The sequence below is a fragment of the Corynebacterium glaucum genome, from assembly GCF_030408855.1.
Taxonomy (GTDB): Bacteria; Actinomycetota; Actinomycetes; order Mycobacteriales; family Mycobacteriaceae; genus Corynebacterium; species Corynebacterium glaucum.
This window is the reverse complement of sequence record NZ_CP047358.1, coordinates 2,222,439-2,237,945: the sequence shown is the minus strand read 5'-3', so window position 1 is coordinate 2,237,945 and position 15,507 is coordinate 2,222,439. Positions and strand designations below refer to the sequence as shown.

At 63.8% G+C, this 15,507-nt stretch carries 13 protein-coding genes and 1 pseudogene; 12 read left to right on the top strand and 2 right to left on the bottom strand.

The window, feature by feature from the left end; all coding sequences use genetic code 11:
- Positions 1-195 precede the first annotated feature (195 nt).
- The 11 genes and pseudogenes from CGLAUT_RS10860 to CGLAUT_RS10810 all read left to right on the top strand — a co-directional run.
- Positions 196-765 (top strand): annotated as a pseudogene (locus CGLAUT_RS10860) (sodium:glutamate symporter); the annotation flags it as partial.
- 321 nt (positions 766-1,086) lie between these two features.
- Positions 1,087-3,636 (top strand): ATP-dependent chaperone ClpB, encoded by a 2,550-nt coding sequence (clpB, locus tag CGLAUT_RS10855; protein ID WP_290185155.1) that lies wholly within the window; start codon positions 1,087-1,089, stop codon positions 3,634-3,636.
- Positions 3,637-3,693: 57 nt separating this feature from the next.
- Entirely contained in the window at positions 3,694-4,107 is a 414-nt protein-coding gene (locus CGLAUT_RS10850; protein ID WP_095660746.1) for a DUF4265 domain-containing protein, read from the top strand.
- Between the two features lie 20 nt (positions 4,108-4,127).
- Entirely contained in the window at positions 4,128-4,982 is an 855-nt protein-coding gene (locus CGLAUT_RS10845; RefSeq protein WP_290185154.1) for a sulfurtransferase, read from the top strand.
- A gap of 64 nt (positions 4,983-5,046) precedes the next feature.
- Positions 5,047-6,000: a TtfA family protein gene (locus CGLAUT_RS10840; protein WP_290185153.1), complete on the top strand. Its 954-nt coding sequence runs from the start codon at positions 5,047-5,049 to the stop codon at positions 5,998-6,000.
- Positions 5,993-6,532, top strand: a complete 540-nt coding sequence (gene pyrE / locus CGLAUT_RS10835; protein WP_290185152.1) for an orotate phosphoribosyltransferase — start codon at positions 5,993-5,995, stop codon at positions 6,530-6,532. The genes CGLAUT_RS10840 and pyrE overlap by 8 nt, the downstream gene beginning before the upstream one ends.
- Entirely contained in the window at positions 6,519-7,181 is a 663-nt protein-coding gene (locus tag CGLAUT_RS10830; protein WP_290185151.1) for a TrmH family RNA methyltransferase, read from the top strand. Before pyrE ends, CGLAUT_RS10830 begins: the two co-directional genes overlap by 14 nt.
- A gap of 64 nt (positions 7,182-7,245) precedes the next feature.
- The gene (locus CGLAUT_RS10825) at positions 7,246-8,439 is read left to right on the top strand and encodes a glycoside hydrolase family 76 protein (RefSeq protein ID WP_290185150.1); all 1,194 of its coding nucleotides are present in this window, start codon (positions 7,246-7,248) and stop codon (positions 8,437-8,439) included.
- A 94-nt stretch (positions 8,440-8,533) separates the two neighbouring features.
- Positions 8,534-9,568 (top strand): class II fructose-bisphosphate aldolase, encoded by a 1,035-nt coding sequence (fbaA, locus tag CGLAUT_RS10820; RefSeq protein WP_290185149.1) that lies wholly within the window; start codon positions 8,534-8,536, stop codon positions 9,566-9,568.
- 50 nt (positions 9,569-9,618) lie between these two features.
- Positions 9,619-10,920: an FUSC family protein gene (locus CGLAUT_RS10815; protein ID WP_343898642.1), complete on the top strand. Its 1,302-nt coding sequence runs from the start codon at positions 9,619-9,621 to the stop codon at positions 10,918-10,920.
- A gap of 49 nt (positions 10,921-10,969) precedes the next feature.
- Positions 10,970-11,797, top strand: coding sequence for a glycosyltransferase family 2 protein (locus tag CGLAUT_RS10810; RefSeq protein ID WP_290185148.1), 828 nt, complete (start codon positions 10,970-10,972; stop codon positions 11,795-11,797).
- Positions 11,798-11,939: 142 nt separating this feature from the next.
- Here the strand turns inward: CGLAUT_RS10810 and CGLAUT_RS10805 are convergent, their stop codons facing one another.
- Positions 11,940-12,830, bottom strand: coding sequence for a PRC and DUF2382 domain-containing protein (locus tag CGLAUT_RS10805; RefSeq protein WP_290185146.1), 891 nt, complete (start codon positions 12,828-12,830; stop codon positions 11,940-11,942).
- A gap of 310 nt (positions 12,831-13,140) precedes the next feature.
- Positions 13,141-13,923: a hypothetical protein gene (locus tag CGLAUT_RS10800; RefSeq protein ID WP_290185144.1), complete on the bottom strand. Its 783-nt coding sequence runs from the start codon at positions 13,921-13,923 to the stop codon at positions 13,141-13,143.
- Positions 13,924-14,099: 176 nt separating this feature from the next.
- Between CGLAUT_RS10800 and CGLAUT_RS10795 the strand changes: the two genes are divergently transcribed.
- Positions 14,100-15,389, top strand: coding sequence for an adenylosuccinate synthase (locus tag CGLAUT_RS10795; RefSeq protein ID WP_290185143.1), 1,290 nt, complete (start codon positions 14,100-14,102; stop codon positions 15,387-15,389).
- Positions 15,390-15,507 lie beyond the last annotated feature (118 nt).

Here is a 15,507-nt window from a genome sequence, read left to right as displayed (position 1 = left end):
ATTAGCTGCTCACCCGGCAGATCCGGTTTTATGCAGGCCCCCGCGCGTCAGTTAAGGTGGCTGCTAAAACCGAAGAATCGAAAGGTGGGAACCGGTGGAATTCACGCCATATACCCTGCTCACCGACATTGGCTGGCTGTCTATCCTGCTGATTGTCGGCAACGTGTTGCGAAACCGGCTGCTCATCCTGCAGAAATGGCCTTTGTGATCGGGCTGATTGGACGCATGCTGCTGCGCGTGCTGCGCCGCCCGAACTACCTCGACCGCGACACCGTCGGCTCGATCGCGGGCGCGGCGACCGACTACATGATCGCGTTCGGCATCGCCTCCATCGTCCCCGCCGCGCTTGCCGGCTACTGGCAGGCGCTCGTACTCATCTTCGTGCTGGGCACCGTGTTCTGTGTCGTATGGATGCTGTGGGCGGCGCCGACGTTCTTCGGCGAGAAGTGGCTCGAGCGCGGCATCTTCGGCTGGGGCTGGGCGACCGCCGCTGTGGCCACCGGTATCGCGTTGCTGAAGATGGTCGATCCGAAGCTGAAATCCGGCACACTCAATGAGTACGGCGTGGCCTACGTCGGTTTCGCGCCGTTTGAGATCGGCATGACCATCCTCGCGCCGATCGCGGTCATCGCCGGTTTCACTACCGGTTTCGGGTGGGCCGCCTTCACGATCGCGGTCGGGGTGGTCGGCGTCGCGTATGTGCTGCGTTGGGTTCCGGTTTCGCGCCAGTCGCGGGAGCCGGACGCTTCTCGACGGCCTGTCTGACGCCTTTCCCGCTCCCGCCTGCCGCACCCACCCGCAGCACCGAGCACCGACAAACCCGGACAACACACCCAAACCCGGATAGTTGAAGCCCCTTACGTGTGCAGTTCCATACGTAAGCGTGCGTAACTATCCGGGTTTGTGGCTGTGGGTCGCCGTGGTCGCGCATCTTGTCGTGGTTTGGTCGCGTAAGCCCGGGGCGAACCTTAGCGGCCCCCGCGCAACTTTTTCCAGCAATTTTGGGATTGATAGGAACAGACTCAACCCCGTGTGCGTTACGTCTAGCGAGAACCAAGTAATAAAAGCGAAGGAGTAACGCGACTGATGGGAACTTTTAACCCCACCACCAAGACGCAGGAGGCGATTCGGCAGGCGCTGCAGAAGGCGTCGGCGGCCGGCAACCCGGACATCCGCCCAGCGCATCTGCTTGAGGCGATTTTGACGCAGGACGAGGGCATTGCCGCTCCCGTGTTGAAGGCCACGGGCGTCGATCCGGACACTGTGGCCCGCGAGGCGGCGCAGATCACGGACGGATACCCCAAGGCTGAGGGCCAGAATTTAGCGAACCCGAATTTCAACCGCGATGCGCTCAACGCGATCAACGCAGCGCAGGAGCTGGCTGGCGAGCTCGGCGACGAGTTCGTGTCCACCGAGGTATTGCTCGCCGCCATTGCGAAGGGCGGAGACGAGGCGGCCGAGTTGCTGAAGAAGCGCGGTGCCACCTACGAGGTGCTCAAGGGTGCCTTCCCGTCCGTGCGTGGCTCGAAGAAGGTCACTTCCGAGGACCCGGAGCAGCAGTTCCAGGCGCTGGAGAAGTACTCCACTGACCTGACTGCACGCGCGCGTGAGGGCAAGATCGACCCGGTGATTGGCCGTGATGCCGAGATCCGTCGCGTCGTGCAGGTGCTTTCCCGCCGCACGAAGAACAACCCGGTGCTGATCGGTGAGCCTGGCGTCGGTAAGACTGCAGTAGTCGAGGGCCTCGCCCGCCGCATCGTCGCCGGCGACGTGCCGGAGAGCTTGAAGGGCAAGACGCTGATCTCGCTCGACCTCGGCTCGATGGTCGCAGGCGCGAAGTTCCGCGGCGAGTTCGAGGAGCGCCTCAAGGCGGTGCTGGATGAGATCAAGTCCTCGGACGGCGAGATCATCACCTTTATCGATGAGCTGCACACCATCGTCGGCGCTGGCGCGTCTGGCGAGGGAGCAATGGACGCGGGCAACATGATCAAGCCGATGCTGGCCCGCGGCGAGCTGCGCCTCGTCGGTGCGACGACGCTGGATGAATACCGCCAGTACATCGAGAAGGACGCCGCGCTGGAGCGCCGCTTCCAGCAGGTCTACGTGGGTGAGCCGACCGTTGAGGACACGATCGGCATCCTGCGTGGTTTGAAGGAGCGCTACGAGGTGCACCACGGTGTGCGCATCCAGGACTCTGCCCTGGTCGCTGCCGCCGAGCTGTCCAACCGCTACATCACTAACCGCTTCCTGCCGGACAAGGCGATCGACTTGGTCGACGAGGCCGGCTCGCGCCTGCGCATGCAGATCGACTCCTCCCCGCAGGAGATCGACGAGCTTGAGCGCGTGGTCCGTCGCCTTGAGATCGAAGAGATCGCTTTGGCGAAGGAGAACGACGCGGCTTCGCAGCAGCGCCTGTCCGACCTGCGCCAGGAACTCGCCGATCAGCGTGAAAAGCTCGGCGAGATGAAGGCGCGCTGGGAGAACGAGAAGGGCGAGGTGAACAAGGTCCAGTCCGCGAAGGAGGAACTCGAACGCCTGCGCAACGAGTCCGAGATCGCGGAGCGCGAAGGCGACTACGCCAAGGTCTCCGAGCTGCGCTACGGGCGCATCCCGGAGCTCGAGGCGGAGGTCGCAGCTGCCGAAAGCCAGGCCAGCACCAAGACCATGCTGGAGGAGGAAGTCACGCCCGATGTCATCGCGGAGGTTGTGTCCTCGTGGACCGGCATTCCGGCCGGCAAGATGATGCAGGGCGAGACCGAGAAGCTGCTCAACATGGAGTCGGTGCTGGCGGGCCGCGTCGTTGGCCAGAAGGAAGCAGTTGTCGCTGTGTCTGACGCGGTGCGCCGTTCGCGCGCCGGGGTCGCGGATCCCAACCGTCCGATCGGTTCGTTCCTCTTCCTCGGCCCGACCGGTGTGGGTAAGACGGAGCTGGCGAAAGCGCTCGCGGAGTTCCTCTTCGACGACGAGTCCGCCATGGTCCGCATCGACATGAGCGAGTACGGCGAAAAGCACTCCGTCGCCCGCCTTGTCGGCGCCCCTCCGGGATATGTCGGCTACGATGCCGGTGGCCAGCTCACCGAAGCTGTCCGTCGCCGCCCCTATTCGCTCGTGCTTTTCGACGAAGTCGAGAAGGCGCACCCGGATGTCTTCGACGTGCTCCTTCAGGTGTTGGATGAAGGCCGGCTTACCGACGGCCAGGGTCGCACCGTCGACTTCCGCAACACGGTGATCATCCTGACGTCCAACCTGGGCGCGGGCGGCAACCGCGAGCAGATCATGGAGGCCGTGAAGCACCACTTCAAGCCGGAGTTCATCAACCGTCTTGACGACGTGGTGGTCTTCGAGCCGCTCACCCAGGATCAGCTGGTGGGCATCGTGGAGATCCAGCTCGAGGGTCTGGCAGAGCGCCTCTCCGCACGCCGGCTCACGCTCGACGTCTCGGATGCCGCCAAGTCCTGGCTGGCCGACCGCGGGTATGACCCGGCGTACGGTGCACGCCCGCTGCGCCGCTTGATCCAGCAAGCGATCGGCGACCGGCTGGCAAAGAAGCTGCTCGCAGGTGACATCCGCGACGGCGACCAGGTCCATGTCGACGTAGCCGACGGCGGCGAGATGCTCGACGTCAGCGCGAGGTAACGCGACGGGAGCGCGTACAAGGGGCCGTCGATAAGCAAACTGCTCTAGACTGCACGCATGGAGCCGACCACGACGATCACCACCCGCGTCGCGCTTCCGGGCGTGGAGAACGAGCAGCTTGCGGCGCAGCAACTGACCAGCAACCACTTCGTGGTGGCGAGCGTGCCATTTGTGGACACGGCGCTGGCGCTCGGCGACATCGTCGAATGCGTGCTGGTCGGCGGGCAGTTTCACGTGGACCGTGTGGTGGTGCGCGGAGGGGCGTCGACAATTCGGATCCTGCCGGAGACGGAGGAGCCGAATCAGATCGCGGAGACGCTGCTCGCGTTCGGGTGCCGCGTAGAGCTGGGCCCCGGCGGGATGCTCGCGGCGTCGATTGGGGCGGACTGCCCGCGTGAGGGGATCATGGAGTGGCTCGATGGCCTCGAGTCCGACGGTGCGATCCAGCAAGCCCCCGGCTACATGGCCTAACCACGGCTAGACTGGCTCGCATGAGCGTCTTTGTCTCCGCTGAAGCCCTGAACGAACGCATCAAGACTGGCCAGAAGCACACCATCATCGCCGCCCTGTGGGAGCGCACCGATGGCAAAGCTTGGTCGAAGTTCCAATCCGAGCACATCCCGACAGCGGTGTTTTGCGATCCCGCGTCGCAGCTCGCTGGCATGCCGGGCCGCTACGAAGGCCGCAACCCAATGCCCAGCATTGACGTTGTGGCGAAGGCAACCAAGGAGTGGGGCATCGAGCCAGGCCGCCCGACCTACATCTACGACCGCGGCAACGGCCTGTTCGCCTCTCGCGCATGGTTCATTCTGCGCTGGGCTGGCATTGAGGACGTGTTCATCCTGGACGGCGGCTTCGCCGACTGGGACGGCGACGGCTTCGACACGGTCGCCGGCCCCGGCAATGTCGTCGTGCCGCGCGAGGTCGAGGTGTCGGAGGGGCACATGCCCGTCGCCAGCATCGAGGAAGTCAAGGCTTTCGAGGGCACGCTTATCGACGCCCGCTCCAAGAACCGTTTCGACGGCCGCCGCGAAGTCTTCGACCTGCGCGCCGGGCACATCCCGAGCGCGCGGAACCTGCCCGTGGATGAGCTGTTTATCAAGCACGGCGAGCACGATCAGGTGAAGGTGAAGGACCCGGGCACGATCCGCGAGATCTTCGCCGGCCTCGGCATCACTTCTGAGACCGACCCGCAGGACGCGATTGTCTACTCCGGTTCCGGTAACCACTCCTCGCTGATGCTCGCCGCGATGGCGCATGCGGGCCTGCCGGTGCTCACGCACTTCGTGGGCGGCTGGTCGCAGTGGTCGGCGGACCCGAAGAACCCGCTCGCAACCAACATGTAGCCACGCCGCTTTTCGGCCGTGCCACCGGCGGAAACGCCGCGCCGAGCAGTAACATCACGTCTTGATGGCTTACTTACTTATCTGTCTGGCGATTGTCCTGCTCATCGCCGGCGTGTGGCTGTGGGTGTCCGACTCGTCGGCACCTAACCGCGGGCGCAAATCCTGGGCCGAGGCGAACGGTTTCAGCTACGTCAAGCAGGACACATCGCTTGTCGACGAATGGCAACGCGGCGCCGCAGCCACCGGGTCGGCCATAACCAACGTGGCCACTGGCAACTGGGGTGGACACGAGACGGTTGTTGCCGATGTTGGCCCGACCACGGTGGTCGCCATGAGCACCGGCGCGGTGAGCGACGTGGTCGTGGACATGCGCCGCGACGGTTTCGACGCGGCGTCGTCGGAAGACCTCGTTGAGGTGGCGAAGGCCGGGGATTTCGCTGTGTTCGGGACGGACGCTGGGGTGGCGCAACGCTTCGTCGATAAGCGAGTGCGCGATGCGCTCGACCTCCTGCCCGCAACTGTGGTTGCGGTGTGGTTTGAGAGCGAGTGGGTGCTGGCGGAGGTGGGCGAGGGCGTGCAGCTGGGCGAGTGGGAGGCCGCGTTTGAGCCGCTGGCCAGGCTCGCCGACGCCGCGCGGACCCTCCCGCCCGCGAACCCACAGCCGCTGGCGGTGCCGTTTCCCACCCGCGACATTCCGGACGCGCCGGAGCCCGAGCCGAAGCTGGTAGTGGCTCCGGTTGAGGCCGAGGTCGAGGAGCCGCTGAACACGCCGAAGGTTCAGCGTCCCGAGGAACCGCTTGCGCTGCCGACGCGCACGACCGGCGCGGTGCGCGGGCCGGCGCAGGAGCACGCGCTTGGTGGTGACCAGGTGAGCGCGATTGCCGATGGCATCGCAGAGACCGCGCACAATCCGAGCGATCTGACCCGGGCGCGCCGCACGATGGCGCCGCCGTCTATCTTCGGAAGCACGGAGAATGCAACGGAGATGCCGAGCCCGAAGGAGCCCACCGATGAATGATGCCAAAAAAGCCCGCCTCGCTGAGCTGGTCAAAGAGCTGGCAGTGGTGCACGGCAAGGTCACGCTGTCGTCCGGACGTGAAGCCGATTACTACGTTGACCTGCGTCGTGCCACCTTGCACCACGAGGCGAGTCCGCTGATCGGTGCGCTGATCCGCGAGCTCACTGAGGACCTCGAGTTCGATGCCGTTGGCGGGCTGACCCTGGGTGCGGACCCGGTCGCTACCGCCGTGATGCACGCGGACGGTCGCCCGATCGATGCCTTCGTGGTGCGTAAGGAAGCGAAGAAGCACGGGATGCAGCGCCGGATCGAGGGGCCGTCGATTGTGGGCAAGCGGGTGCTGGTGGTGGAGGACACAACGACCACCGGCAACTCGCCGCTGACCGCGGTGGAGGCGTGCCGCGAGGAAGGGGCCGAGGTGGTTGCGGTCGCCACCGTCGTCGACCGTGCGACCGGGGCTGATCAAGTGCTTGCCGACGCCGGCCTGGACTACCGCTACCTCCTCGGACTCTCCGACCTTGGACTCGAGTAACCCCAACGCCGTTCCCGGGCCGACCGAGTGGACCGAAGCCCGCCACGGTGTCGGGCCGTGGGAGGGGGAGTGGCCCTCGAACCCGCGCTACGACGAGACATTGCTGCGCGAGGGTGACACCCGCAACGTGGTCGACGCGTACCGCTACTGGTCGTTGGACGCGATCGTCGCCGACCTGGACAAACGCCGTCACGATTTCCACGTGGCGATCGAGAACTTCGAGCACGACATGAACATCGGCACAGTCGTGCGCACCGCGAATGCGTTCCTGGCCAAAGAGGTGCACATCGTGGGCAAGAAGCGGTGGAACCGGCGTGGGGCGATGGTGACCGACCGCTACCAGCACATCCGCCACCATAAGACGGTGGCGGATCTCGCGGAGTTCGCGCGTGGGGCGGGGCTGACCATTGTGGCTATCGACAACACACCCGGGTCTGTGCCGCTGGAAGCCGCAAAGCTGCCGAAACGCGCGCTGTTGCTGTTCGGTCAAGAGGGCCCCGGCGTGACCGATGACGCGCAGCGGGCCGCGACCATGACCTGTTCGATTGCGCAGTTCGGCTCGACCCGCTCGATCAACGCCGGGGTTGCCGCCGGCATCGCCATGCACGCGTGGGTACGCCAGCATGCAGACATTTCTCAGGCATGGTGAAGTATTCCCAACGTCTGCGTCTGGCATGATGGTCACAGACCGATAACAAAAGAGGGAGCCGTCCGTGCCTGAGACCTGGTCGCACCGAGCTGACCTGGCTGAATCCGCGATTCAAGAGCGCCATGCCGCGCGCGTGTGGGGCGTCCCCAAGACCAACCTCGCGATGGTCACCTGGCCGGCGGGCGCCAAGGACAAAGCGTTCGTGCACTGGCACTACTGGTGGCAAGCACAGTACCTCGACTGCCAGGTCGACGCGGCGCTTCGTCGCCCCACGAAGACTCGCCGCCGCCGCATCGCCGACACCCTGCGCGGCATCCAGCGGCGCAACCGAGGCAAGCTCACCTCCAACAACTACTACGACGACAAAGCGTGGCTCGCGCTCGCATGGAACCGCGCACTGCAGCTTGACGGCCTCAAGCGCACCAGCGCGCTCGACGGCCTCGAGTTCGACCTCCTCGCCGGCATCGACCCCATCACCGGCGTCCTGCCGTGGAAAACCGGCGAGACCTTCTACAACGTCCCGTCTAACGCGCCGTCCGCGATCGTCTTCTCGCGCACCGGCCGCCTGGACAAATCCCGTCAGATCGTGGATTGGATCTTCGACAACCTCATTACAGAGACGGGCTTGCTTTACGATGGGCTGCGGATGCGCATGAACGGCCCAGAGATCATCGAAAAGCTCTATACATACAACCAGGGCACAGTGCTGGGCGCGTCCCTGGAGATCGCGCTTGCGCTGCGCCAGGATGTCGGCCTCGACCACGACGAAGCCATTGACTCCTTCGAGTACTCCGAGCGCGCCGACGCGTCGGTGTACTACATCACCCACATCCGCGCGATCATCCAAGCGATCGCGCTCCACCTCGCCAATCCGCAGGGCGTGATCCTCAGCCCGCAGGAGGAGTCCGGCGAAGGAGACGGCGGCATGTTCAAAGGCATTCTTGCGCGCTACCTCGCCGACATCGCGCTGCGTCTGCCGGAGGATTCGCGCGAAAACATCGCCACCAAGAAGATCGCGGCCCGCCTCGTCCTCTCCTCGGCCGAATCGTTGTGGTCGCACCGCCTCGAGGTGGATGGCCTGCCGATTTTCCCTGCGGATTGGACGAAAGATGCCCGGCTGCCACACAACTACGGTTTGGGGCCGTCGTCGATAAGCGAAACGATTGGCCTCCTCCGGATCGATGAGCGCGACCTCTCCGTGCAACTTGCCGGCTGGATGCTGCTCGAGGCTGCTGCCGCGATTGAAGCTGCAGATTAGCAGCCGCTGGGGCTCCTGCACGGCCGCGCGCAAAGGGGCATACTGGAACGCGTAAGACGGTTCTCAAGCAGTTTTCCCACGAGGAGGAAACCACATGCCAATTGCAACTCCTGAGGTCTACGCGCAGATGTTCGACGCTGCGAAGCAGGGCGGCTACGCGTTCCCGGCCATCAACTGCACCAGCTCCGAGACCATCAACGCCGCCATCAAGGGCTTCGCCGAGGCGGAGTCGGACGGCATCATCCAGTTCTCTACCGGCGGCGCGGAGTTCGGTTCCGGCTTGGGCGTGAAGAACAAGGTTGTCGGCGCACAGGCGCTCGCTGCGTTCGCACACGAGGTGGCGAAGAACTACGACGTCAACCTCGCGCTGCACACCGACCACTGCCAGAAGGAAGTGCTCGACGAGTACGTGCGTCCATTGATCGCCATCTCGCAGGAGCGCGTTGACCGCGGCGAGTTGCCGCTGTTCCAGTCCCACATGTGGGACGGTTCCGCTGTGCCGATCGATGAGAACCTGGAGATCGCGCAGGAACTGTTGCAGAAGGCGCACAACGCGAACATCATCCTCGAGGTGGAGATCGGTGTCGTTGGCGGCGAGGAGGACGGCGTCGAGGCGAAGGCCGGCGCGAACCTCTACACCTCCGAAGCGGACTTTGAGAAGACTATCGACGCCCTCGGTACCGGCGAGAACGGCCGCTACCTGCTGGCCGCGACCTTCGGCAACGTCCACGGCGTGTACAAGCCGGGCAACGTGAAGCTGCGCCCGGAGGTGCTGGACATGGGCCAAAAGGTCGCGGAGCGCAAGCTCGGCCTCGAGGCCGGCGCGAACCCGTTCGACTTCGTCTTCCACGGCGGCTCCGGCTCCGAGAAGGAGAAGATCGAGGAGGCGCTGGGCTACGGCGTAGTGAAGATGAACGTGGACACCGACACCCAGTACGCGTTCACCCGCCCGATTGTCACCCACATGTTCCAGAATTACGACGGCGTGCTGAAGATCGACGGCGAGGTGGGCAACAAGAAGGTCTACGACCCGCGCTCCTACATGAAGAAGGCGGAGCAGGCCATGTCCGAGCGCGTCATCGAGGCGTGCCAGGACCTGCACTCCGTGGGTAAGTCGGTTTCGAAGTAAAACCGCTAGAGTGAATAAGCGCCGGCGCCGACAAGGCCGGCGCTTTTCTCATGCCTGAGCACCCGAAGCCGCAAACGCCGAGTCCGGAGAACCCGCTCGGCCCGCTAAACCCGCCTGATCCCCTGGACACCCCGCCCAAGGCCCAGAAGAATCGCCGTCGCCGCCCGCAGCGGATGAGCACGCGCGAACGCCTCAAAGCTGTCGACGTCTCGCTGCAAGCGCGTCTCAAGCGCGTCCGCCAGCGGTTGCTGCCCATCCTGCAAACCAGCCTCGCCTCGGGCCTCGCGTACTGGATTTCCAAGGATCTCTTCGGCCACCCACGGCCGTTCTTCGCGCCAATCGCGGTGATCCTGGTCATCGGCATCACCAGCGGCGACCGCGTGACCAAAGCAGTAGACATTGCGATTGGCTGCATCCTCGGCGTCCTCGTCGGCGACGTCATCTTCTACCGCCTCGGCGACGGCGCCTGGCAGATCGCGCTCATCGTCTTCGGCAGCTTGGTCTTAGCGTCCTTCCTGTCTAAATCGGTGCTGCTGAACAACCAAGTCGCCATCGGCTGCATCCTCATCGCCACGATCATGCCGCCGGGTGCCGAGGTCACCGGCCTCGACCGCACCGTCGACGCATTCGTCGGCTGCAGCGTCGCGTTGCTCACCCTCGCCATCATCCCGCAGGGGCCCATGACCTCCGCGCGCTCCGAGATCGCCCAAGTCATGAGCCTCATGAGCTCAGTGCTTGACGATGTCGCCGAAGGCCTCAGCACCACTGACCCCGAATCCATCCGCGAAGCGCTCGATCTCATCCGCGGCTCGCAAACCCGCATCGACTCCATGTCCGCCGCCGTGCAGTCCGGCCAGGAAACCGCCGCGCTGTCGCCGTTCCTCTGGGGCCGCAAACGTCAGCTCAGCTCCATGTCCGCCGTCATCCCGGCAGTGGACAACGCCGTGCGCAACACCCGCGTGCTCGCGCGCCGCGCCCTGGTCATCTGCGAAGACAGTGACACCGTCAGCGAAAAGCAGATCGAGCTTATCGACGCCCTGTCCAACGCCGCCCTTGAACTCTCCGCGCTCTACGAGGTCAATTCGCAGAAAGTGCAGGCCCAGGTCATTCCGCGTTTGGTCCAGGAGCTGCGCAGCGTCGCCCAGGATTCCGGCATGGACGTAGTGGAAGGTGCGGTTGAAGGGGCGGCCGATAAGCCTGTGCTTGCTGCTTACGCGATTCTTGCGCAAACCCGTTCGATGACCGTGGACATGCTGCAAGTGTGCGGCATGTCGCGCGAGTCTGCGCTGGCTGCGCTGGCGCCGACGTCGACGACGCCGAATGTCCCGCCGGAGACGTTCGACTTCGACTAGCCGGTATCTCAAGTAGTCGGCGTCATTGGGCTGCATTAAGGTTCGGCTTATGGATAACGTTTCGGTCTGCATTTGCGCCTACAACCCTGGTCCGCTGCTGGTGTACCAACTGCGAGCTGTGCTGCGGCAGTTGCAGGACGGCGATGAGCTGTTGCTTATCGACGATGCCTCGACCGACGGTAGCGTCCAGCGTGCCGCGGATGAGGTGGAGGGTTCGGAGCGCATCACCTTGCTGGTGAACGAGAAGAACCTGGGCATCTCGGGCTCCCGCAACCGGGCAATTGAGCAGGCGAAGTACGAGCGCATCGCGTTCTGCGACGCGGACGATATCGTGGCCCCTGGCTGGCTGGATGCGTTGCGTGCGCACCTCGCAGAACACAAGTTCGTGGGTTGCAAGCTGGATATCGACGCGTTGAACTCGCAGGCGGCGAAGTCCTCGTTGCCGCATTCGGCGACCGAGTATGGCCTGCCGGTGTGGTACGGCGGGTACCCGTACATCGTGGGTGCTGGCTTTGGGCTGCACCGCGAGGTGTACGAGGCGGCGGGCCCCTTCGACACGGACCTGAACGCCAGCGAGGACGTCGACTTTAGCGTGCGGGCGAACCTTGCGGGCTTTGAGCCGTTCTTTGCCGAGGATGCCGTGGTGTACTACCGGCTGAGGCCGTCGCTGCGGGCGATTTTCCGGCAAAACCGCCTGTACGGCCGGGGTGGCGAGATGCTGCTGGCGAAGCTGAGTGCCCAGAGCGAGGAGTTCCGCGCAGCGCTCGCCGAGGTGGGGGAGGAGCCGCCGGTTGCAAAGGCGGGTTCCGTAACGCCGCAGCGCATCGCTCGCGCTATCGGAAACCGCATTGGCCGACTCCAGGCCAAGCGCGGCTAGCTCTAACGACCCCGCGCCCGTCCCACGGACGCGTCTCTGGCGCACATGGCACAAAACCCCGACCGGGAAATCCCGGTCGGGGTGAATGCTTTCGGCTAACGCCTTGCTAGCACTGTGTTAGTTCAGTGCTACCTCAGTGCGCTTAGCGCAGGTCAGCGTCACCCGGCTGGCCCGGCTCGCGGCCCTCAACGATGCCGTCGGTCTCGAAGCGCTCCTTGCGGACCTCCTCGGAAACACGCTCGGTGCCCTGAACGGTATCCTTCTCAAGGGAAACCTTCTCAACCGGCACGGAGTCCTTGGACACGTTCACGCGGTCCTCGTGAAGGGTGACGGATGCTTCCTGCTCGCCGATGTTGCCGTCGTAGTTCGCGCGGTCTGCATCGGTGATCGGCTCGCGCACAACGCGAACCTCTTCGCGCTCAACCGGAACCTCAACGGTCTCGGTCTCGTTGACAACGTACTTGCGCAGGCGAACCTGGCCGGACTCAACGCGGTCGGTGGAGACGTTGAGCTGCTCCTCGGAGCGGATGATCTCACCGTTCTCGTTGGTTCGAGCGGCAGCCTGGTCGCGGTCTGCGAACTCAGCGCGGTCACGGTCAGCGAACTCTGCACGGTCGCGGTCAGCGTACTCGCCAGCAGCGTAGCCAGCGCCAGCGCCTGCACCTGCACCTGCTGCAGCGCCGTAGCCAGCACCGGTCTCGTAGGTGGTGACATCCTGGGTGTCGGTCAGGCCGTAGTGGCGGTAGAACGCCTCCTGATCCTCGGTGGTGAGGTGGCCGTTCTCGTCCAGATCCGGAGCGTCCTCGATGCGCTCCTTCGGGAATGCGAGGTGCAGCTCGCCGTCACGCAGGGTGTGGCCACGCAGCGGAACGATGGAGTCGCCGCCGCCGAACAGGCCGTGGTTCACGGAAACGAAGTCCGGCTGGCCGGTGGTGTCGTTGACGTAAACGTCCTTCACGCCACCAACCTTGTCGCCGTCAACGTCGTATGCGGTTGCGTTAGCCAGATCCTCAATGCGGTTGTAGTCAGCCATGATTTCTCCTAAGTAAGTGAGTAATTGAAAGTCCGCCCGTAACTTCCGGGCGGCTTCCCTCTCGGGAACGAGTCCCAACCTAGCCACGTTCTGCAACCAACCGCCGGGCCTAGCTGAATCAAACAAAAGTTCGACCGACAGAAATCGAAACTTCAGGTATGGCAATCAAGGCTAGGTCTACCTGCAGGTTCACATTTGCTTATCGACGCCTCCGTGCCTCCGAACCTCCCCATTCCATTGCGAATCGGTAACGAGACGCCAAAGATTGACTGAAAAAGCGTGTATGTGATCTTTATCACAGTAGGGAAAATCACGGGATTCGGACGCTCTGGATGTCGCGCAGGTGGCGATAAAAGGTTGCGCGGTTCACCTGCCGCGGCTTCCGAACGCCGTCCACAACCACCGTGATGTTCTCCCCGCCCGTCTGAACCGCTCGCCCCGTAAGCACCCGCGAGCCATCGGTCTGACCTGCTGGTACCTGCTTGCCTCGTGCGAGCCATGCCAGGCCGGGTGTGGAGCTGAACCACTCGAGCTGCTTTGGAGAGTGAGATGGATGAGAACCTACGAGAGGCCCGTCAAGCGGAGTGACTAGTGGGGTGCAAGCGAGGCCGGGAGCGGTCATGGTGGGCACAAGTCGCGCACCGAACTGGCCAAAGAAGCGTGCTGACTCTTTGGCCCCGTCTCGGAACACCAACGTTTCCGAATCCACAACGATTTCACCGACGAATTCGTCTCTGCCGTCCCCGTGAAATATCTCTGCCGAACCAGCGACCGTCTCACCGGAATCAGTGCGCACACACGCGGCCGGCACTACCGGCGCCTCAACGGCAAAAGCGGCTGGGTTCTCGGCGGGCACGCCCCAACAAACCGCGGCGGGGGAGTTGTGGTCAGCTGGGATGTAGGCCACCTCCACCCACATGTAATCAGCGCGCATCATGCGGGTGAGCACTGCGCTTAGGGCGGCGTCCGTCCCCGAGACGATGATGCGGAGGCGTTCGTCCGGTTGCTGCGTGGCAAACTGCGGCTCACCAAGGTAGGCGACATCTGGGCGGGATTGGATGTCGGCGAGGGAGGGCGTGTCGTCGCTAAGCATGCACTCTTTGGCAACCGAATCGAGAAACCGCAAATCCTTGCGCGTCGGAACTTGTGGCAGCCCCACTCGCTCAGTGCCGGGGATGCTCACGTCGGTGGCGCACGCACAATGAATCAGACGCATAAGCCGCACGCTACAATAAGCGCGGTTCAGTCCCTTATATAAGGAGCAATGAAATGTCCGCCATCGTGATCGTCGGTGCCCAGTGGGGCGACGAGGGGAAGGGCAAGGCCACCGACATCCTCGGCGGCAGGGTCGATTACGTGGTGAAGCCCAACGGCGGCAACAACGCGGGCCACACTGTGGTGGTGGGCGGTGAGAAGTACGAGCTGAAGCTCCTTCCTGCCGGCGTGCTTTCCGAGAATGCGACTCCAATCCTGGGTAACGGCGTGGTGATCAACCTCGAGGCGCTTTTTGAGGAAATCGACGGCCTCGAAGCCCGCGGCGCCAACGCTTCTCGTCTGCGAATCTCCGGCAACGCGCACATGGTCGCGCCGTATCACCAAAACCTCGACCGGGTTCAGGAACGCTTCTTGGGCAAACGCGCGATTGGTACCACCGGCCGCGGCATCGGTCCGACTTATGCTGACAAGGTTGCGCGCGTGGGGCTCCGAGTGCAGGACATTTTCGACGAGTCCATCCTGCGCCAGAAAATTGAGTCCGCGCTCGATGTGAAAAACCAGATGCTGGTGAAGATGTACAACCGCCGCGCGATCTCCGTGGACGAGACAATGGAGTACTTTCTCAGCTACGCCGATCGACTCAAGCCGATGGTCATCGATGCCGAGTATGTACTGAACCAGGCGCTCGACGAGGGCAAACACGTGCTCATGGAGGGCGGCCAAGCGACCATGCTGGACGTGGACCACGGCACGTATCCGTTCGTCACCTCCTCGAATCCGACCGCTGGCGGTGCCTGTGTCGGTGCGGGCGTCGGCCCGACGAAGATCACCGCGGTGCTGGGCATCGTGAAGGCGTACACCACCCGCGTCGGCGCGGGCCCGTTCCCGACGGAGCTGTTCGATAAATGGGGCGAGTACCTTCAAGAGGTCGGCGGCGAGGTAGGCGTGAATACTGGCCGCAAGCGGCGCACTGGTTGGTACGACTCGGTGATCGCGCGCTACGCCTCCCGCGTCAACGGGTTCACCGACCTGTTCTTGACCAAGCTGGACGTGCTCACCGGCATCGGCGAGATCCCGATCTGTGTTGCGTACGACGTGGACGGGGAGCGTTTCGACGAAATGCCCCTCACCCAATCCCAGTTCCATCACGCAGAGCCGATCTTCGAAACGATGCCCGCGTGGGACGAAGACATCACCGGCTGCACTGACTTCAACGAGTTGCCGCAGAAGGCCAAGGACTACGTCCTCCGCTTGGAGGAACTCTCCGGCGCACCGATCTCCTACATCGGCGTTGGCCCAGGGCGTGATCAAACGATCGTGCGTCACGACGTTATGACGCGTTAGTTAAACAGGCGAAGTCCACTTCTTGAGGTGACCCAAATTGGCCACATAGTTTTAGACCAAAGCTCTATTTGAATGACATTTGAGCCGTAACGTCCACGCTCACACTTCTCCCAGTTCC

Excerpts from the sequence above, each read along its gene's own strand:
- CGLAUT_RS10810 (WP_290185148.1), top strand. The coding sequence starts at position 10,970 with ATGGATAACGTTTCGGTCTGCATTTGCGCCTACAACCCTGGTCCGCTG.
- fbaA (WP_290185149.1), top strand. The coding sequence starts at position 8,534 with ATGCCAATTGCAACTCCTGAGGTCTACGCGCAGATGTTCGACGCTGCG.
- pyrE (WP_290185152.1), top strand. The coding sequence starts at position 5,993 with ATGAATGATGCCAAAAAAGCCCGCCTCGCTGAGCTGGTCAAAGAGCTG.
- CGLAUT_RS10795 (WP_290185143.1), top strand. The coding sequence starts at position 14,100 with ATGTCCGCCATCGTGATCGTCGGTGCCCAGTGGGGCGACGAGGGGAAG.
- CGLAUT_RS10800 (WP_290185144.1), bottom strand. The coding sequence starts at position 13,923 with ATGCTTAGCGACGACACGCCCTCCCTCGCCGACATCCAATCCCGCCCA.
- CGLAUT_RS10840 (WP_290185153.1), top strand. The coding sequence starts at position 5,047 with ATGGCTTACTTACTTATCTGTCTGGCGATTGTCCTGCTCATCGCCGGC.
- CGLAUT_RS10805 (WP_290185146.1), bottom strand. The coding sequence starts at position 12,830 with ATGGCTGACTACAACCGCATTGAGGATCTGGCTAACGCAACCGCATAC.
- clpB (WP_290185155.1), top strand. The coding sequence starts at position 1,087 with ATGGGAACTTTTAACCCCACCACCAAGACGCAGGAGGCGATTCGGCAG.
- CGLAUT_RS10845 (WP_290185154.1), top strand. The coding sequence starts at position 4,128 with ATGAGCGTCTTTGTCTCCGCTGAAGCCCTGAACGAACGCATCAAGACT.
- CGLAUT_RS10850 (WP_095660746.1), top strand. The coding sequence starts at position 3,694 with ATGGAGCCGACCACGACGATCACCACCCGCGTCGCGCTTCCGGGCGTG.
- CGLAUT_RS10815 (WP_343898642.1), top strand. The coding sequence starts at position 9,619 with ATGCCTGAGCACCCGAAGCCGCAAACGCCGAGTCCGGAGAACCCGCTC.